The following is a 16550-nucleotide window of genomic DNA, read 5'->3' as shown; positions in this document are numbered from 1 at the left end:
AAACACACGTTAAGCCTTTTAGTGGTGCCGACCTTCTGGAGGCAGCCTTGAGTCTGCGCTGGCCTTGGAGTCGCTCCAGCTCGACAGACCAGCTGGTGGTGTCTTGGGCCTCTGGCGCATTGGCGTTTGTGCGTGTTCGCCCGCGCAAGGGGGGTGGTTTCGACCTCGTGGCTGCGGGTATAGCGCACCAAGGTGAGCATGGCCTTGACGGCCTAGTCGACCAGTTGGAGGCCCACGATCTCAGAGGACTTAACGCCGCAGTGATGTTGCGGCCTGAGCAATACCAGTTCCTGCAGATTGATGCACCCGCTGTGGCCCCAGAAGAGCTGCGTGCCGCCGCACGCTACCTGATTCGCGACATGGTCCCCACCCACTTGGACGACATCACGCTGGATGTTTTGCGCGTGGGCGACGGTCAGCAAACCGGCACGCGGCATTTGTTTGTGGTGGCCACCACCAACGCAGTCATTCAAGAACTTATGCAGTTGGCACAACGCATGCAATGGCCTGTGCAGGTGATTGATGTGCAAGAGACCGCGCAGCGCAACCTGCAAAGCCTGGGTGCTTCGGGCCAGGCTACGCAGTCCATGGCGAGTGCCGCCTTGGTTTTGACGCCAGAACACCAAGCCATACTCACCATTTCGGCGAATGAAGAGTTGTTTTACACCCGTCGGTTTGATTTACCCGATGGGTTTTTAAGCCACGCATGGGGTGAAGTTGTAGATTCTGAAGTCAGTGCTATCGACGCCTTCACACCGGTCGAAGAGTACGTGCCGGACTATGCGGCACCTAGCCCAAGCGTTGACCTGGGCGTTGCGCCGTCACCCCTGACGGCAGACGATGGCCTGCAGCGCTTAGTGGTGGAAGTGCAACGCTCGCTGGATTTGTGGGAGCGCACGTGGTCCAGCAAACCACTCAGTGGCCTGCGTTTGTACGCAGGCGAGCGCAGTGCCGAGTTGGCAGACAAGGTTGGCCAGCAACTGGGGCAAACGGTGGGGGTGCTAGCCCTAGGCGCAATGTTTGCGGGTTGGTCAGACCTAGCGCCAGCGACCCAGGCGGCGTGCATGCCTTTATTGGGTGTGTGTCTGCGCACGGAGCCGCGAAAGCTGTAAGCCCAGTCCTATGCCACAGCAAATTAATCTCTGTACCCCTGTTTTTCTGATCCAGAAAAAGTACTTTTCTGCGCAAACCATGGCCGCCGCGTTGGGGGCGTTTGTGCTGCTGGGTGGTACTTTGTGCGCGGCATGGGTGTGGAGGCTGGACCACACGCGTGCAGGCTACCTCGGCACGATGGCTGCGCAGTCCAAGGAGATTGAGAGTCTGCAAACTGCAGTGCGTGTCGCCAAGGCTGGGGCAGGGCCTGTCGATAGCAGCTTGGTGCAGCAGTTGCAGACGCAGCGCCTTGCTGTTGAGCAGCGCACTCACCTCTTGCAGGTCTTGCAAGAAGGGGTTTACCGACCCGGGGCCGGGCATTCAGACCGCTTGCAATGGGTGGCGCGGAGCATTCCTGATACGGTGTGGATTACCCAGCTTACGGTGGATGCCGGGCGCTTTGAACTCATGGGCAATACGCTAGAGCCTGCCGCACTGAACGCCTGGGTAGAGCGCCTGGCCCAAGGTCCGCTGCTGCGCGGCTTGGAGCTGAGCAATGTCAAGGTCGAGCGTGTGGACACGTCTAGCCCTGTGCCCGCGGGTGGCGCGGCCACCCCGGGTGTGCGTCGTCCTATGTGGAGTTTTGTGTTGCTCCATGTGCAACCTGAGTTGCGGGTCACCGAAGGGAGCACGCCATGAAACAAACGCTGCTGATGTGGTGGACCCAGCAGGCCGCGCGCATTGATGCATTAAGCCAGCGCGAGCGCCTTGTCCTCTTTGTTACGGTGATCGTCAGTTGCCTAGCAGTGGCAGACTTGGCTTGGCTGTCGCCTGCGCAGTCGCAATACAAGCAGGCTGTCCAGCGTTTTGAGCTACAAAACGCCGAGCTTGCCAAGTTGCGCAGTGAACTGTCCAGCATTCCGGTAGCCTCAGATAGCAATCAGCCAGTACGTTCAGAGCTCGCCACAGCAGCGGCCAAGCTGCAAACGCTGGAGTTGCAGATACAAGCCTTGGCACCCCAAGCGCAAGGAGCGCCAGCCTTGGAGCAAGTCTTGGTACAGTTTTTAAAGCGGCAAGAGGGCCTGACCTTGTTGGGTCTGCGCACGCTTGAGCCGGGAGGAGCCGCTAGCGCGCCAGTCAATGCATCATCTCCTCACCCTTTGGCAAGCATGGCTTCAGCGCCGCCGGGCGTGATCCCCACTGCTGTGGGGCAGCCACAACTCGGGTCTGCCGTTAGCAAACGCGGCGTGGAGTTGCGTGTGTCGGGGCCGTATGCAGAGTTGGTGCGCTATGTGCACGTGCTAGAGCTTGCACTTCCCGGACTGCGGTGGGGACGCATGCAACTTAAAGCAGACAACAGCGCTCCGGTGTTGACCGTGCAAGTATTCTTGCTAGGGTTGGATCCATGAAGCTGCATCCTGTTTGCTTGAGTGTCTGTGGCCTTGTGCTTTGCATGGGGGTGTCTGCACAGGCTTTGCGTGACCCCACCCAAGCGCCTGTGGAGCAGCAAGCCCCTATTGGTGGCGCTGTGGGGGGCATAGACCCCACCGCTGGCGTGGCGGTGTTGGTGCGCAATGGTGTGCCCTACTTGGCTTTGGACACCCGGATTTATGCGGTGGGGCAATCGGTAGGCAGCGCGCGCATTGAGCGCATCACCGAGACCGAGGTCTGGCTCAAAGAGGGCGGCAAGGTGTACAAACTGCCCCGTTTTGCGGGCGTGCAGCGCAGCGCAGTGGGTCCAATGGGCCAAGAGAACGCTGTGAGCTGTGCTGCCGTGCCTAGAGCGGCAGCTGTTGCAAAGGCCCAGCCATCCCCTGTGGGTCCCACTGGGTCAACACGTCAAGTGACGGTGAGCAAGCCCGATCGTTCCAAGCCCGCTGTGCCTAAAACGGACCACTCTGACGCGGTGCTGCCACCCTGTGCAGCGCCATCCCCCTAAGAAACGCGAACATGCTTCAAAAAGTGAACACCATGAACGACACCCTATGCCGTACGCGTTGGCTCGGAGCCCTGGTGGCCCTCGGGCTGCTGTCTGCATGCGCCAACGACAGACCTTTACGCACACCCGATGTCAGCGCTGCAGTGCGAGCGGAGCTACCTGCTGCGCCGTCCAAACCCAGCAGTGTGGTGCCCGCACGGGTAACCGATGCCTTGGCCGAGCCTGCCCCCGCGCCGCTGGCCTTGCCGCCTGAGCCTCGGCTGGACTTGCTGGTGAACAATGCCCAGGCCCGCGATGTGTTCTTGGCCATCGTGGCAGACACCCGCTATAGCATGCTGATGCATCCCGACGTGACTGGCACACTGTCGGTCACTCTGCGCGGTGTGACCGTCACCGAGGCACTAGAAGCCATTCGTGATGTCTATGGGTATGACTTCAAGATCGATGGCCGGCGCATTGTGATTTATGCGCCCACGTTGCAAACCCGCATCTTCACCCTCAACTACCCTACCTCACAGCGCGCAGGAACGAGCGAGCTGCGGGTGTCGTCGGGGGCCAGTTTGCAAGGCTCCGGCACGAATTCAGGGGGGACAAGCTCCGCAAGCTCCAGCAGTTCGGGCGCACAGCCGGAGAGCAGCCGGGTCTCTACCAGTTCACGTTCAGACTTTTGGAGTGAAGTGTCTGCCGCTGTGAAAAGCCTGGTCGGTAATGGGGAAGGCCGTAGCGTGGTGTCTAGCCCGCAGGCAGGCATTTTGGCGGTGCGTGCCATGCCAGAAGAACTGAGGCAGGTGGAAAAGTTTCTCAAAGCCACGCAAATTGCGGTAGAGCGCCAGGTCATGCTGGAAGCCAAAGTCATTGAAATTGAACTCAGTGATGGCTACCAAAGCGGTGTGAACTGGGGCGCTTTTGGTAGCGACGTGAACGGACAGGCCGCGTTGGGGGTCATTGGTAGCAACATCAGCAATGGCAATGCGTTTTTGCAGGGCACTACGGTGGCCAAAGGCACCGTGCCCTTCCCTGCGGCGGCAAGTGGCAGTGGTTTGTTTGGTTTGGCACTGGCGACGTCTCAGTTTGGTGCGGTGTTAGGTTTTCTGGAAACCCAGGGCGATGTCCAAACCCTCTCCAGCCCGCGCGTGGCTACCCTGAACAACCAAAAAGCAGTGCTCAAGGTGGGTTCTGACGAGTTTTTTGTCACCGGAGTGACGGGCGGAACCGTCAGCAACAGCAGCAGTAGCACCAGTGGGGCCAACGCCAGCACCACCATGCCTACGGTGACGCTGACCCCGTTCTTCTCGGGCATCTCGTTGGATGTCACGCCGCAAATTGACGACGGCATCAATATCACCTTGCATGTGCACCCCAGTTTGACGACGGTCACCGAGAAGACCAAGCAGGTGGACCTGGGCAGTGTGGGCAACTACCGCTTGCCCTTGGCGTCTAGCAGCGTGAATGAGACTGACACTTTGGTGCGCATCCAAGACGGCACCATTGTGGCTATTGGGGGGCTCATGCAGCTGGAGTCCAGTCGCAATGCCTCGGGCTTGCCCGGCACGACCAGCATGCCAGGCTTGGGGGCTTTGTTTGGGAACCGCGCCACCGCAGGGCGCAAGAAAGAAGTGATTGTGCTGATCAAGCCCACCATCATTCGGTCTGCAGCCGATTGGGAGGCGCAAGCCCGACGCACCCGCGCAGCCCTCGATGAGATGGATGCGGCCCGCGCGCGGGTGATCCAGATTGACGGTAACGTCGCCAAGTAATGTATCTGGGCCATTTTTCGCTGCGAGAAGCTCCTTTCGCGATCACGCCCGATACCGAGTTTTTCTATCCGCACGAGGGAGTGCAGGCCTCATTGAACATGCTCCTGGTAGCGCTGCGCAGCGGTGAAGGCTTCGTTAAAGTCGTTGGCGAGTTAGGCTGCGGCAAAACCGTTCTGTGCCGCCAATTGCTCAAACTCTTGCAAAGCGAGTGCGTGACCGCCTACATCCCCAACCCCGATATGGGGCCCGATGACTTGCTCATGGCCTTGGTCCAAGAGTTGGGCATGGTGGTGTCGCGCCCCTTGTCACGCCACAAAATACTGGGTGCCTTGCATGCCTGCTTGTTAGGCCATGCCGCGCAGGGCCGCTCGGTGGTGTTGTGTATTGATGAGGCGCAGGCGATTCCCTTGCGCACGGTGGAGAGCATTCGCTTGCTATCGAATCTGGAAACTGAAAAACGCAAGCTCTTGCAAATCGTGCTTTTGGGCCAACCCGAGTTGGAGCAAAAACTTGCGCTGCCCGAGATACGTCAACTGTTGCAGCGCATCACGTTTAGTGAGTACCTAGGCCCCATGCATGCGAGCCGCGTGCCCGTGTACTTGCAGCATCGTTTGCAGGTTGCGGCCCTTAACGCACACACGGACACCGAGGTGTTTGTACCTCAAGCCGCAGAAGCGCTCGCACTGTGGAGCGGCGGCGTGCCGCGGCTTTTGAACATCATGGCGCACAAGTGCCTTATGTTGGCCTACGGAGAGGGCGTGTACCGGGTCAGCGCCCGGCATGTCTTGCTGGCGGCCCAAGACACGCCGGGCGTTCGGCGTTCTCCGCCACAGGCCAGCCCTTGGTGGCAGCGCTGGCGCGCCCACTGGGCGCTCAGGAGCAAAAGCGTATGAGTGTGATCAACACCATGCTGCGCGACCTAGACCAGCGCCGCGCTGAGCTGCGCTTGGCCGAAGGCGGGCTTTTGCAGTCCCCTGAACTGCAACCCTTGGGGCTGGCAGGCCATGCACAGACCGGCCCTCGGTTTGCCGTGCGGCGTCTAGTGCCGTGGCTCTTGGCAAGCGCCGTGGTACTGGGACTGGTCTATGCCTGGCTCACTCCATCTGCGCACCCTGGGGAGCAGCAGGTGCGGCTGGACCATGCCGCCGCGCCCCCTGAAAATGCGCAACCCACGGTGCCAGTGCCCGCCGTGACCATTGCACACGCTGCTGCTGCGCCACCCCAACACGCGCAAGCTGCCGCGCCCGCCAAGGCCGAACTTGTCAGCACTTCTCCTGACGGAGCGAGCAACCGTGCGAGCGCTGGCGCCGCAAAGCCCAGCGCAACGCCAATGGAGTTGGGCCTGCGGCTCAATAGCCAGGTGAACGCCCCTGTATCCAAACCTGCGCCGGTAGAGACCCACCCTGCCGAGCCCACAACCACTTTGGCGAGCAGCAAACCAGTCGGACCTGACTCGGCATCGGCCACCCAAGCCCCAAAGGCGAGTAGCACTGCCGGAGGTGCCATACCTGTCACGCCAGTGCCTGCGGCTGCCACACTCAGCCCGACTAAGCACAGTGCCAGTGCGTCCACCGCGTCAGAGCCTATGCCAACACAACGCCAAAACCAAGCTGCGCACGATGCATTGGCACAGGCGCAAACCTTGTGGGTGTCCGGTGCCCAAGAGGCCGCTATAGGTACTATGCAAGAGCTTTTGGTCACTACCGAACGGCTGGCAACCGCAAGCCCTACCGACAGCAACAGCCAGCTACTCATTAATGTCGTGCGAGAGCTCACGCGCATGCAGATGGCCATGGGCCGCACGGCCGCAGCTTGGGAGCTACTGAGCCGCTTGGAGCCTGCGCTCAACAGCCAGCCCGATCTCTGGGCTTTGCGTGCCAATGCGGCGCAAAGGCTGGGTCGCCACCAAGACAGCCTCAACGCTTACACGGCGGCGTTACAAGCCCGGCCTAACGAGCAGCGCTGGCTTTTGGGAATGGCAGTGTCCCTGGCGGCGTTGGGCCAGACCCATGACGCCAGCACCATGACCGACAAAGCACGCCAGCAAGGGCCTATTGGCAAAGACATTGCCGCCTACTTGCGTCAAGCCGGGGTGATCGTGAACGAGTAAGGCCGCAACCCGCATAGACTAAGCGCAAGATGCTACTTAATGCATAGCGCTGTGCGCTTTCGGTCCTGGTGCTGCGGGGGCTTCTAGTGGCTGGCGCGCAGAGCCCGGCGGTACTGCATGGCTTCGGCCACATGGGTGAGCAGCGTGGTCTCAGAAGCTGCCAAGTCGGCAATGGTGCGGGCGATCTTCAAGGTGCGGTGGGTGCCTCGGGCTGACCAGCCCAGCTGTGCGGCGGCGGACTGCAAAAATTTGGCGGCATCGGGGGCGAGCAAGCAATGGGCGTCTATGTCTTGGCCGGCCAAGGCGTGGTTGGGCTTGCCTTGGCGGGCATGCGCGCGTTCTCGCGCTGCGGTGCAGCGGCTCTGCACGCTCGCGCTGGATTCGCCCACGGTGGCGCCTAGAAGTTCGGGCGCGGGCAGGGCGGGTACTTCAATGTGCAGGTCAATGCGGTCCATCAAGGGGCCGCTGAGCTTGCTCTGGTAGCGGTGCACCTGGTCGGGTGTGCAGCGGCAGGCCCGTGTGTTGGAGCCCTGGTAGCCGCAGGGGCAGGGGTTCATGGCGGCTATGAGCTGAAAGCGCGCCGGAAACTCGGCCCGCCGCGCTGCCCGTGCGATGGTGATGGTGCCGGTTTCCAAGGGCTCACGCAGCGCTTCTAAAGCGGCTCTGGGGTACTCTGGCAGTTCGTCTAAAAACAAAACCCCATGGTGGGCCAGTGGTTGCGGACAATAAAGTCCTGTCCTCGAGCCGCAGCCAATTACAGGGAGATTTTGAAAAGTGACTTTTTGCTATGACAAAACAGTCTTGACCCAATTCTGCCGCTGCCTCGGGTTGCAGTGACAAAAGAGTTCTGACCTCAGATTGACGTCTCCCCCGGCGGCCTTTAGCCTAGCCCAACACCGCATTCAAGATGCCGTCAGCAGCATCTGAACGCGTCGGTCAATAGGACTGCCAGCAGCGAGCACCTGTTCCGCTTGAAGAAGCCACTCCCGCGCTGCCTCAGGGAGCATTGAGGAATCCCCGAGCCGGACCTTGATGTGTTTCAGGTATTCGATGCAAAGCTCAGCATCTCTCCAGGCGGTTGCCTCTTTGAGTAACTGCGCTCTGAGCTCTTCTTCCTTACGGCGCTTGCGCTCCCTCTCTTCGCGAATGCGGGCTTCCTCCTCCCAGCGGGCTTTCTGGCGAGCGTGTTCCTCGTTTCTGGCGCGTATGCTTTCAATGGCGGCGGCCAGGCCAGTTACGAAGTCCGCGAGCTTGTCGTCCAGGTTGTCGCGCTTGCCGTCTGCCCAGGACTTCTGACCGTCAAAATAGCCTTCGATTTGGAGGGACAGCTGACCGGTCATCGTGTACGTGTAAATCTTCCGGTCCATCCAACTGTACTTTGGGTCCTTGAGAACCTCGAAGGTCGAGGTGCACTTTTCAAACAGCTTGAAAGTCACAGCCACGCCTCCGCGCTCCACCTGGAGGCGGTTCTCCTTCGGCGACTTGTTCAGCTGTGCCCCAATCTCGGGCATTGCCAGTTCGATGGCATGCAGCAGTCGTGCTGCCCTCTCCACTGACGCAGGTGACACCTCGCAGCTGAAAACGTCTTCCCCATGACACGAGACGATGCCGCGCCCGTCTGGCTTAGCCTTGAAAAGACGCTTGAACGTGGCTGCCGAGAACGGTGCCAAGTGTTCGGTCGTGGAAGGCGGTCGAACTGTCAGGCGAGTACGCTTTAACTCTGCCACTGGTTCGGGAAGGGGCGGTAGTCGATAACGACTGGCGTCCAGGACGACGACAGCGTCGTCGCCCTTGGGCAGCGGCGGTTTAGATACAGGCTTGCCGTGCTGCACCTTGGTCCAATGGCCAACCGGCGGAATCGGAATCGCATGCTTCCGGCAGGCCTTGGCCAATCCAACATCCGAAATGTCGAACTCCTTGGCCAGGGTCCGGATAGGAGTCTCCCAGACCCGACGGTAGAGTTCAGCGCGTGAGATTTTCATTGGCGTCTCCTGGATAGCCACCAGCATATCGACACCAAAGTAACGGGCTTACATCAACGCCAAACTGATAGTTCCAGTCTATTCCACCGGATGCACGCAAATCTGCGCGCATCCGGTGGAAACTTATAAAAATCAACAAGTTACGAAGCGAAAAATGCGCTGTCGAGTCCCTTTGGCGGTATGTATTCCAATCCTCCTCCTTCCCGAACGTGCTTCAGCCGTTCCAAGACTTGGTCAAGTCGACCATCTCGTTGCCACCGCCTGAACGTCGTCGACAAATTCGTCTGGCTGAAGCCCGACGCCTGCGACATTGCTTTCCAGGAGCTGCCGCTAGAGAGCTTGTGCAGAATGACATCCAGCAATGCGCGTCGGGAGTGTGCTCTCTCTTTACGGCTATTTCCGTTCAGCAATGGCTCGATATCCACCCACTCGGTGCAAGACAGGGTGACCGTCCCGACAGCCCTAGAGGGGATTGAAGGAAAGGGGGATAGGGTCGTCACCTTGTGCCTAGCATTGAACTTTCGGTGGAAGACATAGGCCAGTCCCGCTCCGGTGACAGAATCTTCTGCTTCGACACTCGCCGCAATCATCGTTACCTTGGTCACGAAAAGGTCGTGTCCAACACGTCGTCCATGCATGACCAGTCGGAACTGCCCCAGGGGAAGAGCCAAGTCCAATCGCCCGCTCAGCGCGTTCATGAAAACGCTCTGGCAGCAGTCGCGGGCGGAACGTGATGAGTGAAGCCAGCGCAAGGGCTCATACCGGCTCTCAACTTCCCGCCGGTCAAGGTACTTCTCACGCTCCCTGCTCAAGACGATGACCGGTGGGGTGCTGGCATAGTTCACAAAGCCCAGCACATCAATATTGCCAGGGGAGAAGACGACGGGAAGAACCAATCGGTGGGGCTTGAACAGCGCACGAATGAGTGCGAGTGCGGGCACATGTACGGTTGTCCCATCATCAAGCGCATGGCAATAGACTGGATGTCCCGCTGTTAGCTGGTCTGTTGGCGAGAAGCCAAAAGCCTTCAGGTACTGCTCGGATGACGAGCGGACCCAAGTGGATAGGTCCCCTGTGTAGACCACGCGTTCTAAGGGGCCGGCGGTTGGAAGCCCCGCGCTGGCCAACGAACCGGCTTGAACATGCTCCGCGGAGCCATCTTGTGAAACCACCGAAAAATGCAACTGCCCGCCCATTTGGCGAGCGCTTGTGACCCAATCCATACGTCTCTCCTGTTAGAAAGACGTATAGGAAATTTAGACCGGCATAAATGGCCTGATGTATCAGCGGCGAGGCCGTCTGCCAGGAATCCGTGTTGATTGAGGCGACTTCTTGAATTGCTCAATCCAGGCCATCAGCGCGGGAATCCGGTGTTTCTTGGTTTTGACAATCGAATGGATGCCGGCGATGTCGTAGAGGTCTTCCAAATTCACCCGCGTACCGGCCTGTCGATGTCGTGACACTTCAGCGGTGAGGCATTCAATGGCTTCCCGCTCGATTTGCGGCCAGTCGCGCGTCTTCGGCTGACGCCGCCCCTCAAAGTCAATGCGGTTGTTTGATGGCGTCGGCTTGCTGTCCAAGAAGACTTGCAGCAGGATGTGCTTGAACGTGGTGCTGTTGTGAGCTGATGCTTGGAACATCTTTCCTGGCCAGCGCAGTCTCGGGCCGGTGTCCTCCAAACAGCCGTATCGACGCAAGAAGTCGGTGCCGTAGAAATTCAGCATGTCATGGGCTAGCAGCGCACCATGAACCTTTCCGCCCATGTAAACGTACCCAAGCTCTCTTGCACGCTGTCGATAGGTCTCGGCCAGACTGTGGGCGTCATAGACACGCCAAAGCGCTGCGGTCGAGGCCATCGCAATGGCAATTGAAATGGTGGGTGACGGCTCGGGGCTGGTCGTATGGGAGTTGACCATCTCATGGGGCGGCGGGATGCGTGGTGCGCGGGAAATCGCTGCGGGTGACGTGTACAACCCGACTTTGTGGTCGGAACAAATTGAAACCCCGCAGAGTTGGTGCATCCGATGCCAATAAGACTCGCCGTACCGCTTCAGCTCAAACTCAACGCACACTGGGCAGAACCGCAGCCACGCTTCACCAATCACCGCCCTTCGGACCAGTGACGCCGTCGCACGCAAAACAGTGTGACTGCGCTCCAGCTCCGCTACCAGCCGTAATCGCTCGTCCTCCTCCTGGAAAGCGGTCAAATAGGGAAAGACCGTGTGCTGACCCAGGAATGTCTCAAACGACATTCCGAAGGCGTGCGCGATACCAGCGTATTGGGTTATCAGAAAGGAATGTGCCGACAGCTTATGGCCTGTCAGTCTCCATAAGAGCGGCTCACGTCCGATGCCCAAAATCCGTTCCGTTCGGTGCAGCATGCTGCCGACGAGCTCATCCGGATAAGGGCGAGGGAGATACATGCTCAGATTTCGAGAACGTCCTCAAGCTGGGGCGCCATTCCGAGGCTCTTCAGCTGATGAAGAACCGTGACATTGGAGGTTTTGGCATGGGCAATGGCACGCCGATAGTCGTTTGGACGTTCGTCGAACCTGTCGACAGGCAGTTCCACTACGACCTTCCCTTTACCCCGGGCCTTCACGGGCTTGGGCTTGGTAAATTCAGCTACGACCTGCTTTATGCCATCAGCCAGATTGGCGCCAGGAGTCTCCGCGGCAAAATTCTCAGCAAGGCGGTTCGCCTCTTCCGCCTCTATTCCCACGGATTCCAAGCTAGACGCCAGGCGGGGGGTAAATGTCGGGTCGCTAGCCTTTACGCCGTAGAGTGGGGAGGTCATCCGGTCAATCTTGCGACGCACACTGTCTAGGTGCTCCTTGAAATTCAACGGAGCAATATCGTCGTACTTGGCGAGCATTTCAAAGTCGTCATCCCGAAGTGCTGAAATCATCGGGTGTAGCAGCTGGAACTCTTTCCGGTAGACGTCTTGTAAGAGTTCGGGGGTCAACGTCTCGCTGCCATCCCACATAGCCCGAGCCTGGGCTGAGACAAAGAGTTTGATGGCAAGGTCAATAACACCCTGACTCGCGTCGTACATGTAGTGAGCGAGCAAGGGCGTCAGCGCCACAGGACGCTTCATCCATTGAAATTGCCACAGGATTTCGAGGAAGACGTCCCACTCATCTGGCTCGGCAGCGGTGCCGGGTTGAAGGCGGTCCCAGGGGGCCAAACCAAACCCACTAGAGCGACGAGCCTGTCGGAACTCAATCCCCAAAATTTTGATGGCCTTGTTCGTGCCGACGAAGAGAGTGGGTACCTTGGTTATGTTGCATGCCGACACCAGTTCGGTCATCAGGGTTTGAGAGCCCTTGGGCGAGTTCGCGAGATTCTGCACTTCGTCGCCGATGAGAATCCCGACAGAATGCAGGCTCATCACGTGGGCCGCACTCTTCATTAACGCGTCGGTACCGCTTCGGCCGCTCTGCGAATACATCTTGTAGTAGTTGGAGCCCGGCAGAAGCTCGTCAATCTTGTGCAATATCCCTGTCGCAAGGCCATTGCTAGACCTTCCATCGGACGGCATCTCAATGTGGAGCGCTGGAATTTGATAACGGTGAATGTCAGGGTGATAAATCACCTTCGGTAGGTGCGCAAGCCAGCGTTCAACTGTCGTCGTCTTACCCATTCCTGAAACGCCAATCAGTGCGGAAGAGAGCTGTGAAGTCCGCGAATCCGCAGCCTGAGAAAAGGACTCCCCTGCCATCTGCTTGTCGTACAGCGCCTGAAATATTGCTGCGTCTCCAGGCGTTTTCGGGGCTCTGCCAACGTACCCACTGCGGAGTAATGAGTCCAGCGCACGACAAAGCTCCCTGTGCCTATTCATTGGCATCATGAAGTTTTGCAAGGTCTCAAGCATCATGAGCCGGTCAGCCGCAGGCCAAGCGCGCTGGGACTCGTGAAAGTCGGGCATCAAGGTCAGCGATTCTTCGAGGCCTTGATTGGTCATTGGCGGGGGCAGTGCTTCAATCAGCGGGTTGCCCTTGAACTGAGGGAGACGTTGCTCAAGGTACTGGGCATAGACGGTTTGTGCAGATGGAAGTGGGTGATTCATTTGTATCAAATTCGGAAATGATTTAGCGGGCGCTCATACGGGCAAGGATGGCTTTCAGGCGGTCCTGTTGGTCGCGATTGGCGGACGTTATTTCAAGGCGTGCAACCGACTCAAGTGCCGCATCAGGCTGCGGAACTGCAGCTTGCAGCTGCGCCGACTCTTGGCGCTCGAGTTGGCGTTCCTTAGCACGGGCAGGCTTTGTATCGGCCCTACGAGCTGAGCGGGACTTCTTGTTGCCCAGGGCCTTCAGTTCAGCCTTGGCGTTGTCGACCACAAGTGCCGTGCGATTGCGCAAGTCCAGGCGGCCCTGGAGGCGCTGCTCATCCGCTTCGGCACGTACCTTGTCGCGTAGGTCCTCGTAATATTTGACCTCTTCAAAGCTAAGCCCTGAATAGGCCTCGCTGCGCGTGGTCAGTGTTGCAATGTGCGGTTGGGATTTCCCATCTAGCGCGTGTACGTAGATTTGGTCGACCAAGCGGGTGTCGAAAGAGACCGTGACCTGAAAACGGTGTTTGCGGGCAGTCTCAAACCACTTTTGGGCAATCGCCTCCTGAGAACTGTAGAAGCACCCACGAAACTCGATGCCACGTTCCGTCACTCTAGCCCTTTCCTTTCGAAGCAGAGCAAAACGCACAGTCTCTTCGGAGAAGCGAGTCAGTAGGCCCGAGCGGGTCACAATGCCGTGATTCCACAGCTCAATCGGGCTGGGACGTACGCCGCCCGATAGTTCAGAGAGAGATAAGGGGTAGTCTTTCATTTCCCGCCGATTCGTCATGATGATGGCGTTCAAAATGAGATTGCCAAACTCCTTTACTGTGAGACAGGCATCTTTCTCATAATGCCTTCCGCGACGGCGCGTGGCATTCCAAGGTGGGTCATATGCCGGGGTGATGGGTCTGAGTACGCAATGTTCGATGCGGAAGCCGGATTCCACAGTAGGCTTCCAGTCGGGGCGCAAGCCCGGCACGTTTGTGACCGTTCCCTGAAGTCCTTCGCAAATATTCGTGCTCGGTTCGGAAATCATTTCTCCCATGTCGGCCAAAAATTCCACCGGGAACACCTGATGCGCCGGCCAGTCGTCAGGGTCGTACTCAACGCCATAGCGCGCACATAGAGCACGCTTATCTTCTGAGATAGTCAAAATTGCCGACAGTGCTGCAGCCCAGCTCGCGTGCTCAAGGCCGATATAGAAGCCCACAATGAGGCGGGATTTCCGGTCGATGATGAGGTAAAGCGTGGGCTTGCCAACAATCTTGCTACGGTCCTCAGCCGCAACGAGGAAAACGTCGGCGATGGTGGCGTCGATTTCGTAGAAGTGGCCGACACCTAGGCAGTCAGCCAGGACGGTGCCAATGACCTTGCGGTGGTCACGTTCGAAATCCTTGTTGCCTTCGCGACCGCGCAGTCGAACTTCAATGTTGTAGTTCTTCTTCAGAAAATAGAGAAACTGCCGAAGGCTGGGGCGTTCTCCTCTATGGTTTGCGAAAAGCGTTTGATTCCCGTCCGCATGTCGGAAGTGCTTGTTAATAAGTTCTGTATACGCATCGACAACCGTGATGCGCTTATCTACTAGATACGTGGCTTCGAGGACCCGCTTCATATGGGCAGCGTCGGCCGAAGTCAGCTGATATACCTTGTGTCCAGCTTTTGATTTACGGCCACGGCCAGCAGTGACGGGTAGCAGTCCGTCGCCGTCAGTCCCTTGGCGGCGCCCAGACTTGTCGTAGCCAGGCATCAAAGCAAGCTTGTTCTGGCCGCGTTGCCAATAGCGTCGCAGGTCTTTGCGCAGAGTACCGACCGAACATTTCTTCTCCTGTGCGTATTCGGCAATGAGGCGGTTGCGACGGCGTGGGTCATAGAGGTCATGCTCATGTGCTCGAAGGAGTGGCGCCAGTCGTGCCCATGACGCATCACATTTACGAATACGAGCTTCGCTAGGAGTCCCGTGCGTTACCTCTCCCTGTGCAAGGGAGGGTAGGTTGACGATTTCCAATTCGGGCAAGCGGACTGGCCAGGCAAATTCGCTATCCAGGGAAATGCACCAGATGGACTTGCTTCCACTATCCGGATGAAGGACGCGGTATCTCTCGCCGTCCAATTCAAACACATCGTTCTTGAACAGCATTACGCACCTCCTACAGCGCGCAGCTGACCAGCGCGTGAGGACATCAGGAACGCGCCGACAGGCTCGCGAGTCAAGTCCTTTGAATTCAAGTCGACCATCAATGCGCGTTCCTGCATCAGCAGGCGAGCAACACGTAAGCCTGCGCCTGGCTCAAGACCGTGGCGCGCGTCAAAGGTCTGGCAATAAGCTGCAAGAGGTACGTTCGCATCTGCGGGCGCCTGAAGTTCGCGTCCCATTCGGGATGCGAGTGCTGCGTAGTAGCCCTCACTTGGCTCAATCTCGCCATCTTTGACTTGGGCATCGCGAATCCAGGCAAGGTTCTTCACCTTCTGTTGGGGAATCTGGGAGTGGTAAATCAGGTGATGTGGTTTTCCGAGCAATTCGAAATAGGTACGTTGAATCTCGAGTTTCTGCAGAGACACCTCGTCCTCTGCCTCCTCATCGCGCTTGGTGTTCAGCGCCATGAAGTGCTCAGCGCCGTCTTTTACGATGGTGACGAGAAAGTCGACGGTCATGACGGTCGGTACATGTGTTCCCGGATAAAAGGGGTGGCGAATCTTCAGCTCGCTCGCGACCGTCTGGGTCAAGCCGCGGTCCAGCGGGTATTGCTCACGGATGTCGACAACCGACCGGGACCATTCACAGGCAAGAAATAGTCCGTACTCCACGTCCGAGAACGTGTGGTGGACACGTCCGGTTTTTAGGCCGTAAATGCGCCTTGACCTTCCCATGCTGCTGAAGTCGCCGACTTCAAGCCACGGCTTGTATTCCGGCCCGCTGCCCTGCCCGTACCCTTCTTTTTCCCAGTCGGCAATCTTCTTTTCAGTCCACTTGTGGCGTCCCATCTCAACCTCCAATCATTCCTATCAGTCATGGCCGCTGGCATGCACCAGCTTGAACTCAGCCCCCCACAAAATTTGTTGGGTCAGGAGTAAAGCGTCGGATTAGATGGAGGTGACAGATTTGTCACCTTCCTAGTAACATTTCCTGGGGGTGCCTTGGCGAAAGCTCCCAGTGCCTCGGGTAGATTTCGAAGAAGCACGCTTGACGAACATTTTTTGAAAGCCTGAGCATGGAAACAGACTTGGATGACCCCTGGAAGGAATTCGCGCGTCGACTTCTTTTGGATGCCGCTGCACTGCGGGGGTTGTCCACCGCGCGTCAGTTGGCCGACGTGCTGGCTGAGCAGGGCATAGTGATTGCGCCGCGAACACTGGCTCGCCGCATCAGTCGAGGCAGTTTCGACGCCGGGTTCTTCCTGCTGTTTCTGCAGGCGTTGGGAGTCAGCGAGATTGCGTTTCAAGGTCAGCAGTCGGCCGACGTTGAAATACAGAAGAAGCTTCGTCCACGGAAGCGGTGAAGGTGCGGGTTGGCGCAGTGCGTAATGACTGCGCTTCACCAGGCAACCACACAGGCTGGCTGTTGCCAGTCCAACTGCAATCGGCAATGCACGACATTCCATCTGCGTACCCCTTT

14 protein-coding genes and 1 pseudogene are annotated in these 16550 nt (G+C 58.4%); 8 read left to right on the top strand and 7 right to left on the bottom strand.

Features of this window, described 5'->3' with window-relative positions; genetic code table 11:
• The first annotated feature begins 47 nt into the window (after nt 1–47).
• Genes EXZ61_RS21135 through EXZ61_RS21105 form a run of 7 tightly spaced genes read left to right on the top strand, consistent with a single transcriptional unit; the run spans nt 48 to nt 6898 of the window.
• The gene (locus tag EXZ61_RS21135) at nt 48–1112 is read left to right on the top strand and encodes a hypothetical protein (protein ID WP_142813895.1); all 1065 of its coding nucleotides are present in this window, start codon (nt 48–50) and stop codon (nt 1110–1112) included.
• A gap of 10 nt (nt 1113–1122) precedes the next feature.
• Nucleotides 1123–1791 (top strand): PilN domain-containing protein, encoded by a 669-nt coding sequence (locus EXZ61_RS21130; RefSeq protein ID WP_142813894.1) that lies wholly within the window; start codon nt 1123–1125, stop codon nt 1789–1791.
• Complete coding sequence (locus tag EXZ61_RS21125) at nt 1788–2501, top strand: hypothetical protein (RefSeq protein WP_142813893.1); 714 nt, start codon at nt 1788–1790, stop codon at nt 2499–2501. Before EXZ61_RS21130 ends, EXZ61_RS21125 begins: the two co-directional genes overlap by 4 nt.
• Nucleotides 2498–3031: a hypothetical protein gene (locus EXZ61_RS21120; RefSeq protein WP_142813892.1), complete on the top strand. Its 534-nt coding sequence runs from the start codon at nt 2498–2500 to the stop codon at nt 3029–3031. Before EXZ61_RS21125 ends, EXZ61_RS21120 begins: the two co-directional genes overlap by 4 nt.
• A gap of 11 nt (nt 3032–3042) precedes the next feature.
• Nucleotides 3043–4788, top strand: coding sequence for a pilus (MSHA type) biogenesis protein MshL (locus EXZ61_RS21115; RefSeq protein ID WP_142813891.1), 1746 nt, complete (start codon nt 3043–3045; stop codon nt 4786–4788).
• Nucleotides 4788–5681 (top strand): ExeA family protein, encoded by an 894-nt coding sequence (locus EXZ61_RS21110; protein WP_142813890.1) that lies wholly within the window; start codon nt 4788–4790, stop codon nt 5679–5681. Before EXZ61_RS21115 ends, EXZ61_RS21110 begins: the two co-directional genes overlap by 1 nt.
• On the top strand, nt 5678–6898 hold the full coding sequence (locus EXZ61_RS21105; protein WP_142813889.1) for a hypothetical protein: 1221 nt from the start codon (nt 5678–5680) through the stop codon (nt 6896–6898). The genes EXZ61_RS21110 and EXZ61_RS21105 overlap by 4 nt, the downstream gene beginning before the upstream one ends.
• An 83-nt stretch (nt 6899–6981) precedes the next feature.
• Here the strand turns inward: EXZ61_RS21105 and EXZ61_RS21100 are convergent.
• The 7 genes and pseudogenes from EXZ61_RS21100 to EXZ61_RS21070 form a co-directional block, all read right to left on the bottom strand.
• A pseudogene (locus tag EXZ61_RS21100) lies at nt 6982–7611 on the bottom strand (ATP-binding protein); the annotation flags it as partial.
• 189 nt (nt 7612–7800) lie between these two features.
• Complete coding sequence (locus EXZ61_RS21095; RefSeq protein WP_142813887.1) at nt 7801–8880, bottom strand: hypothetical protein; 1080 nt, start codon at nt 8878–8880, stop codon at nt 7801–7803.
• A 140-nt stretch (nt 8881–9020) separates the two neighbouring features.
• Nucleotides 9021–10103: a transposase gene (locus EXZ61_RS21090; RefSeq protein WP_142813886.1), complete on the bottom strand. Its 1083-nt coding sequence runs from the start codon at nt 10101–10103 to the stop codon at nt 9021–9023.
• 60 nt (nt 10104–10163) lie between these two features.
• Nucleotides 10164–11303, bottom strand: coding sequence for a TnsD family Tn7-like transposition protein (locus EXZ61_RS21085; protein ID WP_142813885.1), 1140 nt, complete (start codon nt 11301–11303; stop codon nt 10164–10166).
• 2 nt (nt 11304–11305) lie between these two features.
• Nucleotides 11306–12949, bottom strand: a complete 1644-nt coding sequence (locus EXZ61_RS21080; RefSeq protein ID WP_142813884.1) for an ATP-binding protein — start codon at nt 12947–12949, stop codon at nt 11306–11308.
• Between the two features lie 22 nt (nt 12950–12971).
• Nucleotides 12972–15074 carry a Mu transposase C-terminal domain-containing protein gene (locus EXZ61_RS21075; protein WP_142813883.1) on the bottom strand — a complete coding sequence of 701 codons (2103 nt, stop codon included), beginning with the start codon at nt 15072–15074 and terminating at the stop codon, nt 12972–12974.
• Complete coding sequence (locus EXZ61_RS21070; protein WP_142813882.1) at nt 15074–15919, bottom strand: TnsA endonuclease N-terminal domain-containing protein; 846 nt, start codon at nt 15917–15919, stop codon at nt 15074–15076. Before EXZ61_RS21070 ends, EXZ61_RS21075 begins: the two co-directional genes overlap by 1 nt.
• 227 nt (nt 15920–16146) lie before the next feature.
• Here EXZ61_RS21070 and EXZ61_RS21065 point away from each other — a divergent pair, with 227 nt between their 5' ends.
• Nucleotides 16147–16434 carry a DUF6471 domain-containing protein gene (locus EXZ61_RS21065; protein ID WP_142813881.1) on the top strand — a complete coding sequence of 96 codons (288 nt, stop codon included), beginning with the start codon at nt 16147–16149 and terminating at the stop codon, nt 16432–16434.
• Nucleotides 16435–16550 lie beyond the last annotated feature (116 nt).

Source organism: Rhodoferax aquaticus (assembly GCF_006974105.1).
Taxonomy (GTDB): Bacteria; Pseudomonadota; Gammaproteobacteria; order Burkholderiales; family Burkholderiaceae_C; genus Allorhodoferax; species Allorhodoferax aquaticus_A.
The sequence above is the reverse complement of the archived record's forward strand: the minus strand, read 5'-3'. Positions and strand labels throughout refer to the sequence as shown.

Bases quoted from the DNA above. Each gene is read 5' to 3' on its own strand.
- EXZ61_RS21075 (WP_142813883.1), bottom strand. From the start codon at position 15,074: ATGCTGTTCAAGAACGATGTGTTTGAATTGGACGGCGAGAGATACCGC.
- EXZ61_RS21110 (WP_142813890.1), top strand. From the start codon at position 4,788: ATGTATCTGGGCCATTTTTCGCTGCGAGAAGCTCCTTTCGCGATCACG.
- EXZ61_RS21125 (WP_142813893.1), top strand. From the start codon at position 1,788: ATGAAACAAACGCTGCTGATGTGGTGGACCCAGCAGGCCGCGCGCATT.
- EXZ61_RS21070 (WP_142813882.1), bottom strand. From the start codon at position 15,919: ATGGGACGCCACAAGTGGACTGAAAAGAAGATTGCCGACTGGGAAAAA.
- EXZ61_RS21115 (WP_142813891.1), top strand. From the start codon at position 3,043: ATGCTTCAAAAAGTGAACACCATGAACGACACCCTATGCCGTACGCGT.
- EXZ61_RS21120 (WP_142813892.1), top strand. From the start codon at position 2,498: ATGAAGCTGCATCCTGTTTGCTTGAGTGTCTGTGGCCTTGTGCTTTGC.
- EXZ61_RS21130 (WP_142813894.1), top strand. From the start codon at position 1,123: ATGCCACAGCAAATTAATCTCTGTACCCCTGTTTTTCTGATCCAGAAA.
- EXZ61_RS21105 (WP_142813889.1), top strand. From the start codon at position 5,678: ATGAGTGTGATCAACACCATGCTGCGCGACCTAGACCAGCGCCGCGCT.
- EXZ61_RS21085 (WP_142813885.1), bottom strand. From the start codon at position 11,303: ATGTATCTCCCTCGCCCTTATCCGGATGAGCTCGTCGGCAGCATGCTG.
- EXZ61_RS21090 (WP_142813886.1), bottom strand. From the start codon at position 10,103: ATGGATTGGGTCACAAGCGCTCGCCAAATGGGCGGGCAGTTGCATTTT.
- EXZ61_RS21065 (WP_142813881.1), top strand. From the start codon at position 16,147: ATGGAAACAGACTTGGATGACCCCTGGAAGGAATTCGCGCGTCGACTT.
- EXZ61_RS21095 (WP_142813887.1), bottom strand. From the start codon at position 8,880: ATGAAAATCTCACGCGCTGAACTCTACCGTCGGGTCTGGGAGACTCCT.
- EXZ61_RS21080 (WP_142813884.1), bottom strand. From the start codon at position 12,949: ATGAATCACCCACTTCCATCTGCACAAACCGTCTATGCCCAGTACCTT.